This is a genomic window from Ensifer sp. LC384, assembly GCF_001695865.1.
GTDB lineage: Bacteria > Pseudomonadota > Alphaproteobacteria > Rhizobiales > Rhizobiaceae > Ensifer.
The window spans coordinates 100716-122497 of record NZ_MBST01000010.1; the positions used below are offsets into that span (position 1 = coordinate 100716).

Here is a 21782-nt window from a genome sequence, read left to right on the forward strand (position 1 = left end):
GACAAGGGCATGCGCCGCAGCCGTCGGCGCCTGCCAATAGAAGGGGAAGGTCATGCGCGACAAACGTCACAAGAATTCGGTTTCGGTCTTTTCGGTCGCCGTTCCAGCAATGCTTTTGGTTGCCATTGGCGGCGTGCTTTCGGCTAAGGTCGGGCTGTTGGACGATATGGACACATCGGTCGATACCGGCATCGAGGCGCCGGTGACGGTGACCATCGAGCCACGCCGCATGGAGTACCGGGCCGAAGGCCACTTCATCAAGAACGGCTTTGCCGTCGATGCGCCGCTTGTCGATGCGACGCTCGCGACACCATTCAGGATCATGAAGTATCAGGTCAGCCGCAGGGACTATCAGCGCTGCGTCGAAGACGGAGCTTGCGAGGGGGGTGAGCCGGCGGCAAGCCTCGGCAATGGTACGCCGATGACGGGCGTCAACTACACCGATGCCAGCAACTATGCCGCCTGGCTGACCGAAAGGACGGGGCAGGTCTGGCGGCTGCCGACCGATCGGCAATGGGCCTTTGCGGCAGGCAGGAAATTTCCCGATGACGCGCTTGGCATCGACGGCAGCAAGGACAACCCGGCGCTGAGATGGCTTGCCGACTACGAGCGCGAATCCACCCGGCAGAAGTCGAAGAACCCGATGCCGCAACCGTCCGGCACATTCGGCGAGAACGAATTCGGCGTTGCCGATCTCGACGGCAATGTCTGGGAATGGACGCAAACCTGCCACCGTCGGGTGACGATCGGCGAGGACGGCGAGGTGCTGAAAGAATCGCCCGCCTGCGGCATCTACGTCGTCGACGGCAAGCACCGCGCGTCGATGAGCTTCTTCATTCGCGATCCGAAGAGCGGTGGTTGCGCCGTCGGCGTGCCGCCGGACAATCTCGGCTTCCGCCTGGTTCGCGACGATCGCTGGTATGCGAACATGCTGTACGCCTTCGAGCGCCGTTTTCCCGGTGCGGTGTAACAGCGCAGGCCCTCATTATCGCCGCCTTGGGGCTACGACGGGGTGCTGTCCGCTTCTTCCGCCCGATCGCACGTGATATAGCAGCGCGCATCGCCGATCCGCAGGAGACAGGAAACGACGTGGCTGCACTGGACCGAACACTCGTCAAATCGCTCCCGCTGTTTCAAAAGATGAGCGATCAGGAGCTGGACAAGCTCCTGGCGCATGCGACCGTCAGGCGCGTCCCGCAGAATGAGGCCGTCTTCGAACAGGGGGCTGCGGCGGATTCGTTCTACCTGCTTCTGCATGGACGACTTAAGGTCACCCAAGTCACCCGCGACGGCCAACAGATCATCGTCCGTGTCGTCAACCCGGGCGATCTGTTCGGCTTTGCCCGCGCGCTGCAGCGCAGCGACTATCCCGGCACGGCGATGACAGCGACGGAAAGCCTTGTTCTCGCCTGGCCGACCGAGCTCTGGAACGTGTTCGTCGAGAGCAATCCGCATCTGGCCGTGAACGCGATGCACACGATCGGTCAGCGGCTTGACGAGGCCCATACCCGCATCCGCGAGATGTCGACCGAGGAGGTCGAGCGCCGGGTCGCGCACGCGGTTCTGCGCCTTGCCGAACAGGCGGGCAAGCGCGAAGAGCTCGGCGTGCGTATCGATTTTCCCATTTCCCGTCAGGACATTGCCGAAATGACCGGCACCACCCTTCACACGGTCTCGCGCATCCTCAGTGCGTGGGAGGGGCGGGGCCTCGTCCAGGGCGGACGTCAAAAGCTGCTTCTCTGTGACTTGGCCGGGCTGCGCCGGCTGGCGGAGCAGGTCGAGAAAAACTAGGTTCACGGCTCCGGCCATGGGGCGCTTCACGCCTGAATCTGGGCGAGCGACAAACAATCCGAACAGGTTTTCGCACGGCCGTCTCCCGGTCGGCAGCTTGGCCGGATTGCGCCGCTTCGATTGGTGCAGCATCTCGATGACCCGGCTACAGCGCTGCACGTCAAATATGACGCGCTAAGTAGCGCTAACGTGATGGGCAGTCAGCCTAAAAATTAGGCAGCAACAAATTTGTCAAGAAAATAGGCAATTCTGTTGCGAAACTTGCTGCGCTGCATCATGATCGCACCATGACAAACCGCGACCTCACTATTCTCGTTATCGACGAGAACGCCATCCGTGCCTCGATCATCGAGGAAGGATTGCATGAGGCCGGGCATCGCAAGGTCACGGTGATTCATGAGGTGCAGGGCGTCGCGCGGATCATCGACAGCCTCAGGCCCGATGTCATTGTCATCGATATCGAAAACCCCAATCGCGACATGATGGAGCATCTCTTTCAACTGACGCGCACTGTGGGGCGACCGATCGCGATGTTCGTGGATCGCTCGGACACGGCTTCGATCGAGGCGGCGGTGGAAGCGGGCGTGTCGGCCTATATCGTTGACGGCCTGAAGAAGGAGCGCGTCAAGCCGATCCTCGACATGGCCGTCAGTCGGTTCAACGCCTTCAGCCGGCTGCAAAGAGAACTGGCCGACGCCAGGTCCGCGCTCGAGGAGCGCAAGGTCGTCGAGCGCGCCAAGGGTATCCTGATGAAGATCCGCGGTCTCTCGGAAGAGGAAGCCTTTGCCCTGCTGCGCCAGACGGCGATGAACGAAAAGAAGAAGATGTCTGAAATCGCGCAAAGCGTGGTGACGGCTGCCGGCCTGCTGATGTGATGGCGCGCGCGGTGCATCGGCCTTGTCGCAAGGAGTGAGCGGAGTGAACATCATGGCCAATTTCGGCGATATCGGCAGCGGCCAGGCTTCGACCGGTGACGGCTTGCCGGCGCCGCAAAAGCTGCGCAGCGAGGATGCCCGCACGCTGCGCGCCGGCTTTATCCCGCTGGTGGACGCATCGGTGCTGGTGGCCGCTTGCGAGTTCGGCTTTGCTCGCAAGGAAGGCCTGACACTCGATCTGGTCAAGGATGTTTCCTGGGCCAATGTTCGCGATCGGTTGGCTTTCCGTCAGTTCGATATTGCCCATATGCTCGCGCCCATGCCCGTTGCGGCGATGCTCGGTCTCGGCTCCAACCCTTCGCCTGCAATTACGCCCTTCTCGCTCGGGCGCGGCGGCAATGCCATCACGCTGTCCAACCGGCTCTATGCCCGCATGGCCGAGGAAGGGGCGCTCGGGGGCGCTGAGGACGCGCTTGCCAACGCCCGAGTGCTTGCTGCCGTGCTTCGACGCATGAAGGCATATGGCGAAACGCCGCCGACCTTGGGCGTGACCTATCCCTTCTCCTCGCATAATTACGAATTCCGTTACTGGCTGGCGGCTGGCGGCATCGATCCCGACCGCGACGTCAAGCTTGTGGTGGTGCCGCCTCCGATGACCTCCGACGCGCTCGCCGCCGGCGCGATCGATGGTTTCTGCGTCGGTGCGCCCTGGAACATGGTTGCATCCGAGCGCGGCGTCGGGCGTATCGTCGCCGCCAAGCAGGATATCTGGCCGTCGGCGCCCGAAAAGGTCGTCGGCATGCGCCCTGAATGGGCCGAGGCCAATCCGGAAACCGTTTCACGATTGATCGTGGCGTTGGATGCGGCAGCGCAGTGGTGCGACGATCCGCAGAACCGCGCTGCCCTGTCCGACGCGCTCGCCGACCAGCGGTATGTCGGCGCCCCGGTCGAAATCATCCGCCGCGTGCTTTCCGGCGAGTTCACCATCGACGCCCACGGGCAGCGCCGGGTCATCGACGATTACTTTGTCTTCCATCGCCGTTTCGCCAACTATCCCCGACCCAGCCACGCACTGTGGATCTACAGCCAGATGGCGCGCTGGGGGCAGGTTGGCCTCAGCCCGGACGGGATGACGACCGCGGCTTCGGCCTATCGCCCGGACCTCTATCGGCTCGCGCTCGGGAATGGCGTGGCTCCAGTGGGTGCTGACATCAGGATCGAGGGCGCATCTGCCGACGATGGCTTCGTGGACGGGCATGTTTTCGACCCTGCCGCCATCAAGGCCTATGTCGAGGCGTTTCCCGTGCGTGCGACGGGCGGTGCAGTCGCTTTTGACGCCGACAACTGAAGGCGTCGGCCGCTGCTTGTTTGGGCAGAGTCGCCAGGCCGATTGTGTGCGGCGCACAATAATTCAGCAGATTCTATAATAGCCATTTTTATGGGCTGCTTTATCAAGTTGTATTTTTATCCTTTAATCTCAGTATATTAAAGCTACTCCTCTGAAACTGGCACGACCCTTGCTTCTAAGAAATCGCTTCGATCAACGGCGATTGAAGCGAGTTCAAACGCCAGATCGCGTTTGCCAGAGACACTGACGTCGCAAGGTTTTTGTTTCCCGAGGATTCCTCCTGATCCCGGACGCAATCTCCAAGCGGCGTTTTTTTATGTCCGGCTTTGCCCGGCAGCAGCAGAGGAACCTGCGCATGACCAAGTTTTCGACCGGCGGCCTGACCCGCCGCAGCCTGCTGAAGACCACAGCCACGGCCGCCCTGTTCGGTGCGGTCAAGGCGGCATTCCCTTCCGGCGCCTTCGCTCAGGCTGCGGGTCCGGAAACGACCAAGGCCGTGCTCGGCTTTATCGCGCTCACCGATTCCGCGCCACTGATCGTCGCCAAGGAGAAGGGCCTGTTCGACAAGTACGGCATGACCGAAGTCGATGTGGTCAAGCAGGCTTCCTGGGGCACGACGCGCGACAACCTTGTGCTCGGTTCGGCCGGTGCCGGCATCGATGGCGCCCATATTCTCACGCCGATGCCCTACCTGATCTCGACCGGCAAGGTCACGCAGAACAACCAGCCGCTGCCGATGGCGATCCTCGCGCGCCTCAATCTCGACGCGCAGGCGATCTCGGTCGGTGGCGCCTATGCCAATCTGAAAGTCGGGCTCGATGCTTCCGCGTTGAAGGAGGCCTTTGCGAGGAAGAAGGCGGAAGGCGCTGCGGCCAAGGTGGCGATGACCTTCCCCGGTGGCACACACGACCTCTGGCTGCGTTACTGGCTTGCCGCGGGCGGCATTGATCCGGACTCGGATGTCGAGACGATTGTTGTTCCGCCGCCGCAGATGGTCGCCAACATGAAGGTCGGCACCATGGACTGTTTCTGCGTCGGCGAGCCTTGGAACGAGCAGCTCGTCAACCAGAAGATCGGCTACACCGCCGTCAACACCGCCGAGATCTGGAACGAGCATCCGGAAAAATCCTTCGCAATGCGTGCCGACTGGGTGGAGAAAAACCCGCGCGCCGCCAAGGCGCTCACCATGGCCATCCAGGAAGCGGCGCAATGGTGCGACGACATGGCCAACAAGGAAGAGTTGGCGAAGATCGTCGGCAAGCGCAGCTGGTTCAACGTACCGCCGAAGGACATCGTCGACCGGCTGAAGGGTGAATACGACTACGGCAACGGCAAGATCGTCGAGGCCAGCCCGCATTTCATGAAGTTCTGGCGCGACCACGCCTCCTATCCCTTCCAGAGCCATGACAGCTGGTTCCTGACGGAGAACATCCGCTGGGGCAAGTTTGCGCCCGACACCGACGTCAAGGCGCTCGTTGCCACGGTCAACCGTGAGGACATCTGGCGCGAGGCGGCCAAGGAGCTCGGCGTCTCCGACATCCCGTCCTCGACCTCGCGCGGCGTGGAAAAATTCTTCGACGGCAAGGTCTTCGACCCGGCAGATCCGCAGGCTTACCTGAAGAGCCTGAGCATCTCGCGCGTCGCCTGAGCCTTCGTGGCGGCGGCCGAACCCCGCCGCCGCCCGACTTGAACCTTTAGGAGAACGGTATGTCCGTCACCAACCTCAAGCTTCCGCAGGATGCTGCCCCACGGCACGCGGCCCGTGTCATCGCCTTTACCCGCGCCGCCAGACCCGGCGCCAGCGGCCGGCTGCCGGCGGCGCTCACGACGGCTTTGATCAATCTCGTCCCGCTCGTGGTCACTCTGAGCTTCATCCTGGTCGCCTGGCAGGTGATCTGTTCGGCGCCCGACTCGAGCTTGCCGGCGCCGACACGCGTTCTCGAAGAAAGCTGGGAGCTCATTGCGCACCCGTTCTATGTCGGGCAAGGGGTCGATCAGGGTCTGTTCTGGCATATCTCGGCCAGCCTGCAGCGTGTTGCGATCGGCTATGCGCTTGCTGCCGTCGTCGGTATCGCGCTTGGCGCACTCGTCGGCCAGAGCGCCCTTGCCATGCGCGGGCTCGATCCGATCTTCCAGGTGCTGCGCACGGTGCCGCCACTCGCCTGGTTGCCGCTGTCGCTTGCCGCCTTCCAGGACGGCACCCCCTCGGCGATCTTCGTGATCTTCATCACCGCGATCTGGCCGATCATCATCAACACCGCCGTCGGCATCCGCAACATTCCGCAGGACTACCAGAACGTCGCCAAGGTGCTGCGGCTCAATGCCTTCGAATATTTCGGCAAGATCATGCTGCCGGCGGCAGCCCCTTACATCTTCACCGGCCTTCGCATCGGCATCGGCCTCTCATGGCTCGCCATCGTTGCCGCCGAGATGCTGATCGGTGGCGTCGGCATCGGCTTCTTCATCTGGGACGCATGGAACTCCTCGTTGATCAGCGACATCATCGTCGCGCTGATCTACGTCGGCATCGTCGGTTTCCTCCTCGATCGTCTCATCGCCCTCATCGGCCGCATCGTTACCCGCGGCACGGCAACCGCGTGAGAAAGGCAAAGACCATGACCAAGAGCTATCTTTCGCTTGAGCTTATCGACAAGAGTTTTGAACGCGGCGGCGTCAGGACGGAGGTCCTGAAGCAGGTCTCGCTTTCCGTCGACAAGGGCGAATTCATCTCGATCATCGGCCATTCCGGCTGCGGAAAGTCGACGCTGCTCAATATTGTCGCTGGCCTGACGCAGGCCACCACCGGCGTGGTCCTGCTCGATGGCAGGGTTGCCGACGAGCCGGGACCGGACCGCGCCGTCGTCTTCCAGAACCATTCGCTGCTGCCCTGGCTGACGGTCTACGAGAACGTTCGCCTCGGCGTCGACAAGGTGTTCGGCGCGACCAAGGGTAAGGCTGAGCGCCATGACTGGACCATGCGCAATCTCGAGCTGGTGCAGATGGCGCACGCTGCCGACAAGCGCCCGTCCGAGGTTTCCGGCGGCATGAAGCAGCGTGTCGGCATCGCCCGGGCGCTGGCCATGGAACCGAAGGTGCTGCTGCTCGACGAGCCGTTCGGCGCACTCGATGCGCTGACCCGCGCCCATCTGCAGGACCAGGTGATGCAGATCCACGCCGAGCTCGGCAACACGGTGCTGATGATCACCCATGATGTCGACGAGGCGGTGCTGCTTTCCGACCGTATCGTCATGATGACCAATGGGCCTTCGGCGCGCATCGGCGAGATCCTCGACGTGCCGCTCGCCCGCCCGCGCCGGCGCATCGAGCTTGCGGCCGACCGAACCTACCTCAAATGCCGCGAAGCGGTGCTCAAGTTCCTCTACGAGCGCCACCGTTTCGTCGAAGCTGCGGAGTGATCCCCATGGCTCAAAGCACAAGCGAAAAACTGGTCATCATCGGCAATGGCATGGCGCCGGGGCGCATGCTCGAAGAGCTGTTCGAAAAGGCCCCGGGTCGCTATGAGGTCACGATCTTCAACGCCGAGCCGCGCGTCAATTACGACCGCATCATGCTGTCGCCGGTGCTGTCTGGCGAGAAGGAATACGCGGACATCGTCATCCATGACGACGCCTGGTACGCCGCAAATGGCGTCACCTTGCACAAGGGCGCCAAGGTCGCTCAGATCGACCGGACGGCCTGCACGGTAACCTCGGAAAACGGCATCACCGCCAGCTACGACAAGCTGGTGATCGCCACCGGCTCCAGTCCCTTCATCATTCCCGTGCCCGGCCATCAGCTACCCGGCGTGCTTGCCTACCGCGACCTCGACGACGTCGAAAAAATGCTTACCGGCAGCAGGGGCGGCGGCCGTGCCATCGTCATCGGCGCCGGCCTGCTCGGGCTCGAGGCGGCCTATGGCCTCAAGCGCCAGGGCATGGAGGTCACCGTCATCCACCTGATGCCGACGATCATGGAGCGTCAGCTCGATCCGGCCGCCGCCTATCTCCTGGAAAAAGCGCTGACCGAACGTGGCATCGAGATCGTCACCAAGGCCAACACCAAACGGATCCTCGGCGAAACGAAGGTCGAGGGCATCGAGCTCGAAGACGGCCGGATCATCGAGGGGTCGATGGTCGTCATGGCCGTCGGCATTCGTCCGGCGTCAGGCCTGGCGAAGGAAGCCGGTATCGCGGTCAACCGCGGCATCGTCGTCGACGACGGCATGATGACGTCGGATGCGGCGGTCTATGCGCTCGGCGAATGCGCCGAACATCGCGGCACCTGCTACGGCCTGGTGGCGCCGCTCTATGAAAGCGCCAGGGTGCTTGCCGACCGGCTGGCCGGCGGTGATGCGGAATATCATGGCTCGGTCACCAATACAAAGCTCAAGGTCACCGGCATCAATCTCTTCTCCGCCGGCGACTTTGCCGATGGCGAAGGTCGCGAGGAAATCGTGCTCCGCGATGCGACCGCCGGCGTCTACAAGCGCCTGGTGCTGAGGGAAAACCGCATCATCGGCGCCGTCCTCTACGGCGAAACATCGGACGGCTCCTGGTTCTTCGATCTGATGAAGAGGGGGGCAGATATCACCGCCATGCGCGAAACCCTGATCTTCGGCCAGGCCTATCAGGGAGGATCCCCGCTGGACCCTACGGCGGCCGTTGCAGCCTTGCCGGATGATGCGGAAATCTGCGGCTGCAACGGCGTATGCAAGGGCAAGATCGTCGCGACGATCACGGGCAAGGGACTGACATCGCTCGACGAGGTGCGCGCCCATACCAAGGCATCCGCCTCCTGCGGATCCTGCACGGGTCTCGTTGAGCAGGTGATGTCCTTGACGCTCGGCGAAGCCTACAATCCCGCTGCCGTCCAGCCGATGTGCAACTGTACCGAACTCGGCCACGACGACGTCCGCCGACTGATCAAGGCCAAGGGGCTGAAGACCATTCCCGCCGTGATGCAGGAGCTGGAATGGAAGACTTCCTGCGGCTGCGCCAAGTGCCGCCCGGCGCTCAACTATTATCTCGTCTGCGATTGGCCGGACGAATATGCCGACGACTACCAGTCGCGCTTCATCAACGAGCGTGTGCACGCCAATATCCAGAAGGATGGCACCTATTCCGTCGTCCCGCGCATGTGGGGTGGGGTCACCAACTCTGGGGAACTGCGCGCGATCGCTGACGTGGTCGACAAGTTCGAGATCCCGATGGTCAAGGTTACGGGCGGTCAGCGCATCGACCTGCTCGGCATCGAGAAGGAAGATCTGCCCGCCGTCTGGGCCGATCTCGGCAAGGCCGGCTTCGTGTCGGGCCAGGCCTACGCCAAGGGTCTGCGCACGGTGAAGACCTGCGTCGGTTCCGACTGGTGCAGGTTCGGCACGCAGGATTCGACCGGGCTGGGCATCCGCATCGAGAAGTTCATGTGGGGTTCCTGGACCCCGGCCAAACTGAAAATGGCCGTCTCCGGCTGTCCCAGAAACTGCGCCGAGGCCACCTGCAAGGATATCGGCGTCATCTGCGTCGATAGCGGCTTCGAGATCCACTTTGCCGGTGCCGCCGGGCTCGACATCAAGGGCACCGAGGTTCTCGGTCTGGTCAGGACCGAGGACGAGGCGCTCGAGCATATCGTGGCGCTGACGCAGATGTACCGCGAGCAGGCCCGCTATCTCGAGCGTATCTACAAGTGGGCCAAGCGCGTCGGCCTCGAGGAAATCCGCCGCCAGATCATGGACGATGCGGAACGTCGCAAGGCGTTCTTCGATCGCTTCGTCTTCAGCCAGAAATTCGCCCAGGTCGACCCCTGGTCGGAGCGTGTCTCCGGCAAGGACAAGCACGAGTTCCGACCGATGGCGACGGTCGGTTTTTCCCAGGCAGCGGAGTGAGATGATGGACATGAACTGGATCACAATCGGTGACATTTCGGACATTCCGCTCCGCGGCGCACGCTGCGTGCGAACGCCCCAAGGCAAGATCGCCGTCTTCCGCACGGCCGAAAACGAGGTTTTCGCCATCGAGGATCACTGCCCGCACAAGGGCGGGCCGCTGTCACAGGGCATCGTCCACGGCACGGCCGTCACCTGCCCGCTGCACAACTGGGTGATCTCGCTCGAAACCGGCAAGGCGCTGGGCGCGGACGAGGGCGCCGTGCGCACGATCCCCGTGCGCAACGACGGCGGCGCGCTCTTCATCGCGCTCGAAAGCCTGATGATCGCGGCGGAATAGTCATGGCAACCGAAGTCAAAACCACCTGTCCCTATTGCGGTGTCGGCTGCGGCGTGATCGCGACGGTTGGCGATGACGGCGGCGTCGGCGTGAAAGGCGATCCGGATCACCCCGCCAACTTCGGCCGGCTTTGCTCCAAGGGGTCGGCGCTTGCCGAGACGCTCGATCTCGACGGACGGCTGCTCTATCCCGAGATCGCCGGCGAACGGGCGGATTGGGATGAGGCGCTCGATCATGTTGCCGAGCGTTTCTCAAGCGCGATCGCCCAACATGGGCCGGATTCTGTTGCCTTCTACGTCTCCGGCCAGTTGCTGACCGAGGATTACTACGTCGCCAACAAGCTGATGAAGGGCTTCATCGGCTCGGCCAACATCGACACGAACTCGCGCCTGTGCATGTCCTCGTCCGTGGCCGGTCATCGCCGCGCCTTCGGTGCCGATACCGTGCCCGGCTGCTACGAGGATCTGGAGTTGGCGGATCTCGTCATCCTGACCGGCTCCAACCTCGCCTGGTGCCATCCGGTTCTCTACCAGCGTCTGGCTGCGGCTAAGGCAGCCCGGCCGCAGATGCGGGTCGTCGTCATCGATCCGCGCCGGACAATGACCGCCGACATCGCCGATCTGCATCTGGCGATCCGACCGGATGGTGATGTTGCGCTGTTCAATGGCCTGTTCGCGCACCTGGCCGCGAGCCCGGCCGTCGATCAGGGCTATATTTCCGCCCATACCAGCGGCTTCGCCGAAGCCTTCGCCGCAGCAAGTGCGCTCGATGAGACCGCTTTGGCGCAGGCGACGGGGCTCGAGGCGACGGAAATAGCGACCTTCTTTCGACTGTTCGAAACGACGGAAAAGGTCGTCACCTGCTACAGCCAGGGGGTCAACCAGTCGGTGGCCGGGACCGACAAGGTCAATGCCATCATCAATTGCCATCTGGCCACCGGCCGCATCGGTCGTCCCGGCATGGGGCCGTTCTCGCTGACCGGCCAGCCCAACGCCATGGGCGGTCGCGAGGTAGGCGGGCTTGCCAATATGCTTGCCGCCCATATGGATATCGAAAAGGCCGGGCACCGCGATCAGGTCCGGCGCTTCTGGGGCGCGCCGTCGCTCGCCGCCAAGCCGGGCCTCAAGGCCGTCGACATGTTTCGCGCCGTTGCCGACGGGCGCATCAAGGCGATCTGGATCATGGCGACCAATCCGGTGGTGTCGATGCCGGATGCCGATGCCGTCGAGGCAGCGCTCAAGGCCTGTCCCTTCGTCGTCGTCTCCGATGTCCTGAAGAAGACCGATACGACGCGTCATGCGCATGTGCTGCTGCCTTCGCTCGGCTGGGGTGAAAAGGATGGCACGGTCACCAACTCCGAGCGCCGCATTTCTCGCCAGCGTGGTTTTCTCTCGGCACCTGGGGACGCCAGAGCGGATTGGTGGCAGCTTGCCGAAGTCGGCCGCCGCATGGGTTTTGCCGGCGCATTTGCCTATGCGTCGGCATCCGAAATCTTTGCCGAACATGCCGGTCTTTCAGGCTTCGAGAACGATGGGCGGCGCGATTTCGATATCGGTGCCCATGCCTCGATCGATAATGCCGGCTATGATGCGCTGATACCGTTCCAATGGCCGCAGCCGCGGGGTGCGGCGAGCGCGACGACACGCTTCTTCGCTGACGGCAGCTTCTTCCATGCGGACGGGCGCGCACGCTTCATCGCGACCACCAGTCGCGTTGACGACCGCGTCAGCGACGCCTTCCCTTTCACCCTCAACACCGGGCGTGTCCGCGACCACTGGCACACGATGACCCGGACGGGAAAGAGCGCGCGGCTCTCCGCCCATATCGGCGAGCCCTTCGTCGAGATCCACCCGCGCGATGCGATGGAGCTTGATCTATCGCCCGCCGATCTCGTGGTATTGGAAAGCCCTTATGGGGAGGCGATCGTTCGGGCACTGATTACCGAACGCCAGGCGCGCGGCAACCTCTTCGTGCCGATGCACTGGAACGACCAGTTCGCGGCCAAGGCGCGCATCGATGCTTTGGTGCCGCCGATCACCGATCCCGTTTCGGGGCAGCCGGCCTCCAAGAACGTTGCTGTTTCCGCCCGCCGCTTCGCAGCCACCACCTATGGATTTGCGGTGAGTGCCGCAAAGCCTAAAGCCCTCGATTGCACCTATTGGGCGCTCGCCAAGGCACGGGGAGGTTGGCGGCTCGAGCTGGCGGCGGAGAGGGCACCTGAGGATTGGGTCGCCTGGTGCCGGCGCACCTTCGACCTGCCTGGCGATATCGACCCGATCGGCTACGCGGACGGGCCATCGGGCCATCGCCGGCTTGCATTCTTCGACAGCGATCGGCTTCTGCTGGCCCTGTATCTCGCGCCGGAGCCCGTCGCGGTCGCCCGCAACTGGGCGGTCGAGCAGCTCGATATCTCGCAATCGGATCTGCGTCTGCGCTTCGCGCTCGTGGCCGGCCGGCCGGGAGCGGATAAGCCTGATCCGGGCGCAACCGTCTGCTCCTGCTTCAATGTCGGGATCAACCAGATCGTTGCTGCCGTGCGCAACGGCTGCCGCACGGTCGAGGCGGTCGGCCAGGCACTCAATGCCGGAACCAATTGCGGCTCCTGCCGCGCCGAGATCAGGGGGATCGTCGATGGATGCCTTGCTGCCGCCGCGGAATGAAAGGCGCCTACGCGCGGAGCCGCCGCGCATGATGCCACTGGCAAAGCTGCCAGTGTTCTGGGCGCTCGACGGCCGCCGCGTCGTCGTGGCCGGTGGCTCCGACGCCGCTGCCTGGAAGGCGGAACTGTTGGCGGCCTGCGGCGCCGAGGTGCATGTCTATGCGCCGTTTGAGGAACTCGGAGAGGTCTGCACCCGCCTGCTCGAGGGCGGCTCCTGTCACCCGGGCGGCAGGTTCGTGCATCACGGCGAAGCCTGGACCAAGAACACGCTCATCGGCGCGGCGCTTGCGATCGCCGATTGCGAGGCTGAGAGCGATGCCCAAGCCTTCTTCGAGGCAGCCCAAAAGGCCGGCGTACCGGTCAACGTCATCGACAAACCGGCCTATTGCCAGTTTCAGTTCGGCTCGATCGTCAATCGCTCGCCTGTCGTCGTGTCCATATCGACCGATGGCGCCGCTCCCATCCTGGCCCAGGCGATCCGTCGCCGCATCGAAACGCTGCTGCCACCGGCTCTGAAGGACTGGGCGTCGCTGGCGCAGGCGATCCGCGACAAGGTCAATGCACGCCTCAAGCCCGGTGTTGGGCGGCGCGCTTTTTGGGAGCGCTTTGTCGATCACGCCTTTCGGGAGACACCGGAGGAGGGTGTAGAGACGCGGCTGGTGGCGGAAATGGATCGCCTTGCGGCGAACCGGACTGCCACCGGCCGCGTCACGCTCGTCGGCGCCGGCCCCGGCGAGGCGGAGCATCTGACGCTGAAGGCAGTGCGGGCAATGCAGGCAGCTGACGTCATCCTTTTCGACGACTTGGTCTCTGACGAGGTCCTGGAGCTTGCCCGGCGCGAGGCCAAGCGCCTTCTCGTCGGCGACCGCACGAGCTGCCGACAGGAGGACATCAACGACATGATGGTGTCGTTGGCGCGCGCCGGAAAACGGGTCGTCCGGCTGAAATCCGGCGATGCGATGATTTCCGGATGCGCCGGCGAAGAGATCGCCCGGTTGCAGGAGAATGGCATTCCGGTCGATATCGTTCCTGGCATAATAGCTGCCGGTGAATGGAGAACGGACAGGTCAATCTCGGTTTCATCCGCCCGGTCCAAAACATCGGCTCGTTGAACTTCTTCTCAATTGGGCATGAGCGCTATCTGCCGGCGGTGCGAAAGACGTGCGCCGCATAGGACCGGCAGCGACCGTGCCGGTACGCCCTACAGCGCCGCGCGTCAAATATGACGCGCGGCGCTGTAACGCTTTAAACTTGCTGCATAATTTTATCCCTAAATCGGATCCGATTTAAGGAATCATGCAGTAAGTGTCAGCCAAGGGCTGCGTCTCCCGCCGGCTTGACATCACCGGCCGCGTTTTGCGTGAGTTTGCGCGCTATTTCGTAGAATGCATGGACGAGTTTGCCGTTGCTGCGTTCGCGCAGGCAGATGAGCGCCTCGTCCATCAGCATTTCCGGAGCATCGATCTTGATCGGCACGAGCCGGGTGTCCTGGCCGAACTCCGCGGAGGAGACGAAACCGACACCGCCGCCGGCAGCGACGATCTCGCGAACGGCCTCGCGGCCCTCGGCCTCGATGAGCGGCGTCAGCGTGACGCCGCACTGCTCGGCCATCGCCTCGAGCTTCTGGCGGGTTTTGGAGCCTCGCTCGCGCATGACGAGCGGGTGTTTTGCAAGCTCGGCGAAGGTGACGCTCTGACACGTCGCCAGGGGATAGTCGCGGCTTGCGAAAGCGACGATCGGCGTGGAATTCAACTTCAGAACGTCGAAGTCGCCCACCTGCGGGATTTCACCGAGAACGCCGATATCAGCCTCATAGGCGTGCAGGCTGGTGATGACCGTCTCCGTGTTGCCCGCGTCGATCGACACCTGCACCGTCGGGTAGGTCCGTCGGAAGGCGGCAAGAATGTGCAGCAGATGGTGCGCAGCATCCGCGACGATCCTAAGCTTTCCGGCCCTCAATGCGCGCGATTCAGAGAGAAGATCGAGTGCCTGCTGCTCGACGTCGAACATGCGCCGGGTGACTTCCAGAAGCTGCTGGCCGGCCTGGGTCAGCGTGACCTGTTTCTTGTTCCGATTGAAGAGCAGGACGTCATATTCCTCCTCGAGTTTGCGCACCTGGTCGGAGACAGCGGGCTGCGTCAGGAAGAGGGCTTCGGCTGCCCGTGAAAAGCCGCCATGGATAGCCACATTGTGAAAGGCGCGGAGCTGGACATAGCGCACGGTAACATCCCCACAGATAAGTTCTGTCGATGAAACCATCAGAACGAACGATTTGATTTATGTAAAGGGGCAAAAGATAGTTTCCGGAGCCAAACCTTTCCGGAGCGCGCCTATGAATCTTTCGGTCGTCGCCCTCGAACTCACTGCTGCAACAGTCCTGCTGCTTTACGCCGTCAGCCTGGTCAAGAAGGGCGTCGAAGCTGCCTGCGGCGATGTGGTCACGCGTGCCGTCGGCGGCGCTGGTGGCAGGCCGCGCGCGGCTGCCTATGGCTGTTTGATTGCGATTGCCCTTCAGAGTTCGACGGCGGTCGCCATGCTGGCCGCGAGCTTTGCCGTGAGCGGAGCGCTGACCCTCGATGTCGGCCTGGCGGTCCTTCTCGGCGCGGACCTGGGTTCGGCCCTCGTCGTCAAGATCTTGAGTTTCGATTTGCACTGGCTGGCGCCGCTGCTGATTGCTGCAGGCGGCCTCCTGCACCTCAAGGCGCGCGCTCGCAAGCCGGTCGAGGCCGGGCGTGCCGTTCTCGGGATCGGCCTATTGCTTCTATCGCTGCAGATGATCGGCCATGCGACGCTGCCGCTTGGTCAAAGCCCGCTGCTGCCGGCAGCGATCGACATGCTCAGCAAGGACCCTCTGACGGTGATGATCGTTGCTGCCGTCTTCACCTGGGGGCTGCATTCCAGCGTTGCGGCCATCCTTTTGATCCTGACCTTTGCCGCAAAGGGTCTGCTGCCGCTCGACGTCGGCATTCCCTTGATCCTCGGCGTCAATCTTGGTGGCGGGCTGATCGCCCTGTGGCTGACCCGTGGCCTGCCGGTGGAGGGCAGGCGCCCGCCGCTTGGCAATCTTGCCTTCCGGGCACTGTTCAGCGCCGCGGTCTTCACGCTGTTTTCCATGCAGATCCCGTTTGCGTGGCTGCCTGGCGCGACGGTCGCTGCCAAGCTCGTCAATCTGCATGTGCTGTTCAATGCGGCATTGGTGCTCCTGGGTCTGGTATCGTGTGGCCTGATGGCGCGCTTCATTCGCCTTCTCACCCCCGAAAACGTCGGGGACAAGGAAGCCAGTCTTGCAGCCCATGTGAGTGCGCTCGAGCGGTCTCTGATCGACAAGCCGGCGCAGGCATTGGCGGCCGCCGCACGCGAAGTCCTGCATATGGGCAACCTGATCACGCGTTTGCTCGAACCGGTCATGGTCGTGATCGCCTCGCCGACGCCCGAGACCGTCAATGCGCTGCGCCGCATCGACGGGGACATCCATCGCGCCCATAGCGAGATCAAGCTTTTTATCGCTGCGGTCAATCGAGGCGTGCTGACGGAGGAGCAATCCCGGCGCGGCATCGAACTCACCGAGGCGGCCATTCATCTGGAATATGCCGGCGACGTCGTGTCGAAGAGCCTGTTGCGCATGGCGGAGGAACGGTTGGAGGGGGCCGGCGCCTTTTCAACCGCGGGCTGGCACGAACTGACGGCGCTGCATGCCGCCGTGTTTTCGAATGTGAAACTTGCCGCCAATCTGCTCGTCTCGCCCGAACCGGTGATTGCCCGCGAGATGGTGCGCCAGAAGGAACATGTCCGCCGGCTGGTGCAGGAAAGCAGTCAAAGCCATCTCGAGCGGCTCAGGCAAGGCATTGCCGCGAGCATCCAGTCGAGCGACATGCACCTGGAGATCGTGCGTGCGCTGAAGGAACTCAATTCGCTGGTCACGACGATGGCCTATCCCCGTCTTCGCGAGACCGGAGACCTGCTCGAAAGCCGTCTCGTTCCGGCCGCGTAGATGTATAAGTTCTGTCTATAGATTCATACAAAAGAACGATTTTACATATATGTCTGCCCACCGCATTGTCAGTCCCGGAGACGCCAACGTGAGGACGGACAATGCCAAACACCGCTTCTGACAGAACCATCGCACCGCTGGAAACGCCGAGACTTGGCGAGCCCTATCTGCTGACGCCCGGTCCGCTGACGACGGCCTACGAAGTCAAAGAGGCGATGCTGAGGGACTGGGGGTCATGGGACGGTGATTTCCGTGCGATGACTGCGCAACTGCGTCGCCAGCTTCTCGACATTGCCGGCGATGCCAAGGGCGAGTTCGATTGCGTCCCGATGCAGGGCAGCGGTTCGTTCTCGGTCGAGGCGATGCTCGGCAGCTTCGTTCCCCGCGACGGCAAGGTGCTGGTGCTGATGAACGGCGCCTATGGCAAGCGTATCGCTCAGACGCTCGCCTACCTCGGACGCGACCACGTGACGATCGACAAGGGCGATTACATGCCGCCGCGCGGCCCCGAGGTCGCCGCCGCGCTCGACGCAGATCCGGCCATCACCCATGTCGTCGTCGTTCACTGCGAGACCAGTTCCGGCATCCTCAATCCGCTCAAGGAAATCTCCGAGGTTGTCTATGCCAGCGGTCGCAAGCTGCTGGTCGACTCGATGAGTGCCTTCGGTGCCGTTGCGGCCGGGCTCGCCGACTTCCGTTACGAGGCGATCGTTTCGTCGGCCAACAAATGCATCGAAGGCGTGCCTGGCTTCGGCTTCGTCATCGCCCGCAGAAACGAACTGGAGGCGGCCAAGGACCGCAGCCATTCGCTCAGCCTCGACGTGCATGCGCAGTGGGACTACATGAACAAGACCGGCCAGTGGCGTTTCACGCCGCCAACCCATGTCGTCGCCGCGTTCCTGGAGGCGCTTCGACTGCATCGCGAGGAAGGCGGTGTTGCCGCCCGCGGGGCGCGGTATGCGCGCAACCGGGACGTCATGGTCGCCGGCATGCGAGAGGCAGGCTTCGAGACGCTGCTTGCCGACCGCTGGTTGTCGCCGATCATCGTCACCTTCTTCAGCCCCGCCGATCCGGCCTTCGCCTTCGACCGCTTCTACGAGCTGATGAAGGAGAAGGGTTTCATCATCTACCCCGGAAAGCTGACGGTCGTCGACAGTTTCCGCGTCGGCTGCATCGGCCGCATGGATGAACATGTGATGCGCCGCGTGGTCGAAGCCGCCCGCAGTTCTCTGGCCGAAATGGGGGTCGCCAATGCCGCCCCTCCAGCGATCGCCCTTGCCGAACGCAGCCGTCTCGCCGCTTGAACGAACGATAGGAATTTCCCGATGAACCAGATGTCCAAGATCAACGTCGCCGTCACCGCCAATCGGCGCACCTATCCCTGGCCGAACGTCACCGCCATCGCCATCTGCCTCGACGGCTGCGAGCCGGCCTATCTCGACGAGGCCATCAAGGCCGGGCTGATGCCGACGCTCGCCCGCATTCGCCAGACCGGGACGGAGCGCACGGCGCTCAGCGTCATCCCGAGCTTCACCAACCCCAACAACCTTTCCATCGCGACCGGCCGTCCGCCGGCCATTCACGGCATCTGCGGCAACTACCTCTACGAACCGCAGACCGGCAACGAAGTGATGATGAACGACCCGCGCTTCCTGCGGGCGCCGACCATCTTCAAGGCCTTCTACGATGCCGGCGCAAAGGTCGCGGTCGTCACGGCCAAGGACAAGCTCCGCGCACTTCTCGGTGACGGCCTCAAGTTCGATGAGGGCAGAGCGGTCTGCTTCTCGTCCGAAAAGTCCGACACGTCGACCAAGGCGGAGAACGGTATCGAGAACGCCTCGGCCTGGCTTGGCCGGCCGGTGCCGGAGGTCTATTCGGCGGAACTTTCGGAATTCGTCTTTGCAGCCGGCGTGAAGCTGCTGAAAGAGTTCGCTCCTGACGTCATGTACCTGACGACCACGGACTACGTGCAGCACAAATATGCCCCGGGCGTTCCGGCGGCGAACGCCTTCTACGAGATGTTCGACAAGTACCTGACCGAACTCGACGCGCTTGGCGCTGCGATCATCGTGACGGCCGATCACGGCATGAAGCCGAAGCACAAGGCCGACGGTTCGCCGGATGTGATCTACGTGCAGGACGTGCTCGATGAATGGCTCGGAAAGGACGCGGCGCGCGTCATCCTGCCGATCACCGACCCCTACGTCGTCCACCACGGCGCGCTTGGTTCGTTCGCGACGGCTTACCTGCCCGAACGCGCCGACAAGGAGGAGATCATCGAACGGCTGGCGGCGATCGACGGCATCGACCTCGTTCTTTCGCGGCCCGAGGCCTGCATTCGTTTCGAACTGCCGGATGACCGCATCGGCGATATCGTTCTCATCTCCTCGGAGAACAAGACGCTCGGCACCAGCGAGCATCGCCACGATCTTGCCGCGCTCAACGAGCCGCTGCGCTCGCACGGCGGCCTCACGGAACAGGAGGTGCCATTCATCGCAAACCGCAAGCTGCCCGAGCTTGTTTCCGCCACCACGTTGCGCAACTTCGACGCCTTCTACTATGCGCTCGTCGCGGCGGCACAGCCGGCACAATAGGGAGCGGACGATGACCAAGGTGGAAACGACATTCGCCATTCGCCATGAACCCATGCGCATTGCCGGCAAGACGGTCGATGCCGAGGGGGTGATCGAGGTGCACTATCCCTGGAACGACGCCGTCATCGGTACCGTTCCGGCCGGCAGCGCCGAGCACGCCCGCAGGGCCTTCGAGATTGCGGCGGCCTATCAGCCGAAGCTGACGCGATACGAGCGCCAGCGCATCCTGCTGAAGGCGGCCGAGATGCTGGTCGCCCGCAAGGAGGAGATCTCCGATATCATCACGCTGGAGCTCGGCATATCGAAGCAGGACTCGCTCTACGAGGTCGGCCGCGCCTTCGACGTGCTGACGCTGTCGGGCCAGATGTGCATTCGCGATGACGGCGAGATCTTCTCCTGCGACCTCACCCCGCACGGCAAGGCGCGCAAGATCTTCACGATGCGCGAGCCGCTGACCGCCATCTCGGCGATCACACCCTTCAACCACCCGCTCAATATGGTGGCACACAAGGTGGCGCCGGCCATTGCGACCAACAACTGCGTGGTGCTGAAGCCGACGGAGCTGACGCCGATGACGGCGCTCGTCTTCGCCGACATTCTCTACGAGGTGGGATTGCCGCCGGAAATGCTGTCGGTGGTGACCGGCTGGCCGGCGGATATCGGGATGGAAATGATGACCAACCCGAACTTCGACCTCATCACCTTCACCGGCAGCGTGCCGGTGGGCAAGCTGATCGCGGCGAACGCGCACTACAAGCGCCAGATCCTCGAACTCGGCGGCAACGACCCGCTGATCATCCTCAACGACCTGTCGGACGACGACCTGGCAAAGGCGGCCGACCTCGCGGTCGCAGGCGCAACGAAGAACTCGGGCCAGCGCTGCACGGCGGTCAAGCGCATTCTGTGCCAGGAGAGCGTGGCCGATCGTTTCGTGCCGCTCGTGCTGGAACGGGCAAAAAAGCTCCGTTTCGGCGATCCGATGGATCGCGCGACGGAACTGGGCACGGTCGTGCATGCCCGTGCTGCCGAAACCTTCGAGCGTCGGGTGCATCAGGCGGCCGAGCAGGGGGCGGACATCCTCTACGATCCGGGCCGCCGCGGCGCTCTTCTCCCGCCGATCGTGGTCGATCGTGTGCCGCATTCGAGCGAACTGGTGATGGAGGAAACCTTCGCGCCGATCATTCCGATCGTGCGGGCACCCGACGATGACGATGCTCTGATCGCACTCTCCAACTCGACCGCCTTCGGCCTGTCGTCCGGGGTCTGCACCAACGACTTCCGCCGCATGCAGAAATACATCGCCAGCCTCAGGGTCGGTACGGTGAACATCTGGGAGGTGCCCGGTTATCGCATCGAAATGTCCCCCTTTGGCGGCATCAAGGATTCGGGCAATGGCTACAAGGAGGGCGTGATCGAGGCGATGAAAAGCTTCACGAACGTCAAGACGTTTTCCCTGCCCTGGTGATGCGGGCGTCCCCTGCCAAATCACCCTTCCTGGGAGCTGTCGATCGGCAGCTCCCTTTTTCTTTGCGCATGTTTGCGAGACGCTTTGTCAGCATCTGTCGCTCGCGGATACAGGCCCTGTTCGTTTCGTCATCAATTGTGCAGAGGAGTGACGCGTTTGAAGTGTTTAAGCCTACAGACGGCGCGTTCGATGAGGGCATATCCATGCGTGCGGAAGTGGGAGCCTTGTGTGCGACGCAAGCGATGTTGCAGGAGTATCATGTGATAGGCTCTGTTCGCCCGGAAGGGATGTCCACCATCGCCCGTTACGGGAGAACGGCGCATTCCTGCCCGCAGCGGCAATTGCGATGAGAATGTTGTTGGTTGTAAACATTCGGTCCGCTTGATTTTGAAGGAGACACGGCATGGACCGATTCACTGGCGGTTGCCTGTGCGGCAACGTCCGAATTGTGGCGTCGGGACGCCCATACCGGGTCGGCCTTTGCCACTGTCTCGACTGCCGCAAGCATCACGGCGCGCTTTTTCACGCTTCCGCGATATTCCCTCAGGATGCGGTGACGATCGATGGCGAAACACGCGACTACGCCGGGCGGTTTTTCTGTCCCCGCTGCGGCTCGTCCATTTTCGCACGCACCGCAGACGAAATCGAAGTGAATGTGGGCTCCCTGGATGCCCCTGACCAACTGGTGCCAACCTACGAAAGCTGGATCGTGCGTCGCGAGTCCTGGTTGCCGCCGTTTCCGATCACGAGACGATACGACCGCGACCGTGACGCCACGAGCCGCTTTGAGGAGTAGGTCGCACGACCGGTGCGAGGCCGCGGTTACATGTCACGCCGG

At 62.9% G+C, this 21782-nt stretch carries 16 protein-coding genes and 2 pseudogenes; 17 read left to right on the plus strand and 1 reads right to left on the minus strand.

Annotated features, from left to right (window positions below):
* Window positions 1-166: 166 nt before the first annotated feature.
* The 12 genes and pseudogenes from BC363_RS10965 to BC363_RS35900 form a co-directional block, all read left to right on the plus strand.
* Window positions 167-970 carry an SUMF1/EgtB/PvdO family nonheme iron enzyme gene (locus tag BC363_RS10965; RefSeq protein ID WP_244519853.1) on the plus strand — a complete coding sequence of 268 codons (804 nt, stop codon included), beginning with the start codon at window positions 167-169 and terminating at the stop codon, window positions 968-970.
* Between the two features lie 119 nt (window positions 971-1089).
* A complete protein-coding gene (locus BC363_RS10970) occupies window positions 1090-1791 on the plus strand; it encodes a Crp/Fnr family transcriptional regulator (protein ID WP_053248632.1) in 702 nt (233 codons plus the stop codon).
* Between the two features lie 287 nt (window positions 1792-2078).
* On the plus strand, window positions 2079-2666 hold the full coding sequence (locus BC363_RS10975; RefSeq protein ID WP_053248712.1) for an ANTAR domain-containing response regulator: 588 nt from the start codon (window positions 2079-2081) through the stop codon (window positions 2664-2666).
* Between the two features lie 52 nt (window positions 2667-2718).
* The gene (locus BC363_RS10980) at window positions 2719-4014 is read left to right on the plus strand and encodes a CmpA/NrtA family ABC transporter substrate-binding protein (RefSeq protein WP_065781680.1); all 1296 of its coding nucleotides are present in this window, start codon (window positions 2719-2721) and stop codon (window positions 4012-4014) included.
* A gap of 355 nt (window positions 4015-4369) precedes the next feature.
* Window positions 4370-5662 carry a CmpA/NrtA family ABC transporter substrate-binding protein gene (locus BC363_RS10985; RefSeq protein ID WP_065781836.1) on the plus strand — a complete coding sequence of 431 codons (1293 nt, stop codon included), beginning with the start codon at window positions 4370-4372 and terminating at the stop codon, window positions 5660-5662.
* Window positions 5663-5721: 59 nt separating this feature from the next.
* Entirely contained in the window at window positions 5722-6615 is an 894-nt protein-coding gene (ntrB, locus tag BC363_RS10990; protein WP_065781679.1) for a nitrate ABC transporter permease, read from the plus strand.
* A 14-nt stretch (window positions 6616-6629) separates the two neighbouring features.
* The gene (locus BC363_RS10995) at window positions 6630-7430 is read left to right on the plus strand and encodes an ABC transporter ATP-binding protein (protein WP_065781678.1); all 801 of its coding nucleotides are present in this window, start codon (window positions 6630-6632) and stop codon (window positions 7428-7430) included.
* 5 nt (window positions 7431-7435) lie between these two features.
* Complete coding sequence (gene nirB / locus BC363_RS11000; RefSeq protein WP_065781677.1) at window positions 7436-9895, plus strand: nitrite reductase large subunit NirB; 2460 nt, start codon at window positions 7436-7438, stop codon at window positions 9893-9895.
* Between the two features lie 4 nt (window positions 9896-9899).
* A complete protein-coding gene (gene nirD, locus BC363_RS11005; protein ID WP_053248710.1) occupies window positions 9900-10235 on the plus strand; it encodes a nitrite reductase small subunit NirD in 336 nt (111 codons plus the stop codon).
* 2 nt (window positions 10236-10237) lie between these two features.
* Window positions 10238-12895 carry a nitrate reductase gene (locus tag BC363_RS11010; protein WP_065781676.1) on the plus strand — a complete coding sequence of 886 codons (2658 nt, stop codon included), beginning with the start codon at window positions 10238-10240 and terminating at the stop codon, window positions 12893-12895.
* Window positions 12867-13940: pseudogene (locus BC363_RS11015) on the plus strand (SAM-dependent methyltransferase); the annotation flags it as partial. The gene BC363_RS11010 and the pseudogene BC363_RS11015, both read left to right, overlap by 29 nt.
* A pseudogene (locus BC363_RS35900) lies at window positions 13940-14056 on the plus strand (LysR family transcriptional regulator); the annotation flags it as partial. The pseudogenes BC363_RS11015 and BC363_RS35900, both read left to right, overlap by 1 nt.
* Before the next feature lie 146 nt (window positions 14057-14202).
* Here BC363_RS35900 and BC363_RS11020 read toward each other — a convergent pair.
* Window positions 14203-15114 (minus strand): LysR substrate-binding domain-containing protein, encoded by a 912-nt coding sequence (locus BC363_RS11020; RefSeq protein WP_065781675.1) that lies wholly within the window; start codon window positions 15112-15114, stop codon window positions 14203-14205.
* A 112-nt stretch (window positions 15115-15226) separates the two neighbouring features.
* On the opposite strand from BC363_RS11020, the gene BC363_RS11025 reads away from it, so the two are divergent.
* The 5 genes from BC363_RS11025 to BC363_RS11050 all read left to right on the plus strand — a co-directional run bounded on the left by BC363_RS11025 (window position 15227) and on the right by BC363_RS11050 (window position 21740).
* Window positions 15227-16885 carry a Na/Pi cotransporter family protein gene (locus tag BC363_RS11025; RefSeq protein ID WP_065781674.1) on the plus strand — a complete coding sequence of 553 codons (1659 nt, stop codon included), beginning with the start codon at window positions 15227-15229 and terminating at the stop codon, window positions 16883-16885.
* Between the two features lie 101 nt (window positions 16886-16986).
* The gene (locus tag BC363_RS11030) at window positions 16987-18189 is read left to right on the plus strand and encodes a 2-aminoethylphosphonate--pyruvate transaminase (RefSeq protein ID WP_065781673.1); all 1203 of its coding nucleotides are present in this window, start codon (window positions 16987-16989) and stop codon (window positions 18187-18189) included.
* 21 nt (window positions 18190-18210) lie between these two features.
* The gene (gene phnA, locus BC363_RS11035) at window positions 18211-19479 is read left to right on the plus strand and encodes a phosphonoacetate hydrolase (RefSeq protein WP_065781672.1); all 1269 of its coding nucleotides are present in this window, start codon (window positions 18211-18213) and stop codon (window positions 19477-19479) included.
* Window positions 19480-19489: 10 nt separating this feature from the next.
* Window positions 19490-20944, plus strand: a complete 1455-nt coding sequence (gene phnY / locus BC363_RS11040; protein ID WP_065781671.1) for a phosphonoacetaldehyde dehydrogenase — start codon at window positions 19490-19492, stop codon at window positions 20942-20944.
* A 403-nt stretch (window positions 20945-21347) separates the two neighbouring features.
* Window positions 21348-21740, plus strand: coding sequence for a GFA family protein (locus BC363_RS11050; protein ID WP_065781669.1), 393 nt, complete (start codon window positions 21348-21350; stop codon window positions 21738-21740).
* Window positions 21741-21782: the final 42 nt, after the last annotated feature.